The sequence below is a fragment of the uncultured Campylobacter sp. genome (genome assembly GCF_937921625.1).
Taxonomy (GTDB): Bacteria; Campylobacterota; Campylobacteria; order Campylobacterales; family Campylobacteraceae; genus Campylobacter_B.
In genome coordinates, this window is the sequence record NZ_CAKZTI010000050.1 from 1 (window position 1) to 1,791 (window position 1,791).

The window sequence follows — 1,791 nt, forward strand, 5'->3', positions numbered from 1 at the left end:
AATTTCGCCATGACCTCGGTCATCTTTTGCACGGCTTTTTCTTTATCCATCGCTTCTCCTTTTAAATTTCGTCCTCTAAAAACGGCTCGGGATTTTTAAGCAACCAAAGCACGAACAGATATCTAAGCTTACCTACATCTTCGGCACGCCAGCTCTTTCTTAGATCATAAAACATCTTATCAAGCACGCCGTCATTTAGCTCATCTAGCCTATTGCCTAGCTTAAAATATTTTTTGATTTCGACGGCAGCTTCATCGGTATAATCGTCATCCCATAAAATCCAACTTCCGTATTCCCCGTTATAGTCCCAATGCCAATATAAATTAGTAACCGCATGTATCATTTTATACTGCACGCTATCTTTTTGCCTTAAGAATTTCATCCAAAAATCATAGGTAAATTTACTGTATTCTTGCGGATCGTATTTTTCCATATCCGTTGGATACTCGGGCACATATAGATATTCTAATTTTTTGCCGAAGCGCCGCCAAATATAAATTTGCGATTTTTTAGGTAGAAGATTGTATATATAGTTATACATTATTCCAAAATCGATATTAACGACTTCATTTACTTGTTCTACATATACCGAAGAAGCATAACCTTGATTGCCTACGATTATTAACTTTTGATACGGTTGTAAATTTTTATATACATACCACATAAAATTTCTAAGGGGCGTCTCGCCCTTTTTATTTTTAGCGTTTATGTCGCCGCCTTGCATGATGATCCATTCGATTAAATTTGCGCCCATATACACATAGGGTGAGTTTGGGTCTTTTTTCTTGATATCTTTGTCCGCATGTAGCATATGAAGTATCGTGTTGCCGTCTTTGTCAGTCGCATTTATATCGAGGGCTTGAAATACCGCTTTGATCTTTTCTTCATCGCCGCTTTGCAAAATTTCATTAAAATTTTTAGGCAACCTTTTACGCCTCCATAGTCGCGCCTTATCATAAATGATACTTTCAGATACGTAAGCTAAAGCGCAGCCTATCGCGTAGCAGATGATGTCCGTCCAATCGAATGTTCCACCAAAAATTATCCGCAATATAGAATTTTGGACGCCTAAAATTTCAAACACTTTAAAATATTGTGCGATTTCGATAACTAGCGAGAGAGCAAAGACCGCGAGCGCTAAAATTTTAGGCGGTAGTCTGAACGCGGCTCGCCCAAATGCATAAAGCATCGCTGCGGCTAGCACATCGCCTAGATAGTAGCGTATGAAGCCGCTTTTGACGTAAATTGCGATAAAAATTTCAAATGCTAAAATAGCAATACCCATCATCGCCCAGTTCATTCTAGCATCCCAACAATACTCACTTCTAGATGCGTCCGTAGGCGGAAGTACTGCTTTTTTCGTATCCTCTCGCAACTTTGCCCCTTACAAATTTTTTCTAAAATTTTAGAGATGATTTATCAGGCTCGCGTTATACGCGGCGCCGAATCCGTTGTCGATATTTACGACGCTAACGCCGTTTGCGCAGCTGTTTAGCATCGCTAGCAGCGCCGCCAGCCCGCCGAAACTCGCGCCGTACCCCACGCTGGTAGGTACCGCGATCACGGGCACGCTCACGAGGCCCGCCAGTACGCTAGCTAGCGCGCCCTCCATGCCCGCCACCGCGATCACGACCTTTGCGCCGCGTATCTGCTCTAAATTTGCGATCAGCCTGTGCAGCCCCGCCACGCCCGCGTCGCTAAATTTGCGCGCGTCGTTGCCTAAAAATCGCGCCGTTTCGTACGCCTCCTCCACGACCGCGCCGTCGGCGGTGCCGGCAGATACTATCGCGA

Annotated in this window: 2 protein-coding genes; both read right to left on the minus strand. The window is 43.9% G+C overall.

What is annotated here, in order from left to right:
• Positions 1 to 61: 61 nt before the first annotated feature.
• The gene (locus Q0101_RS08175) at positions 62 to 1,375 is read right to left on the minus strand and encodes a DUF2809 domain-containing protein (protein ID WP_297944207.1); all 1,314 of its coding nucleotides are present in this window, start codon (positions 1,373 to 1,375) and stop codon (positions 62 to 64) included.
• A gap of 30 nt (positions 1,376 to 1,405) precedes the next feature.
• The coding region (gene larB, locus Q0101_RS08180; protein ID WP_297944210.1) for a nickel pincer cofactor biosynthesis protein LarB at positions 1,406 to 1,791 on the minus strand (386 nt) is incomplete at its 5' end.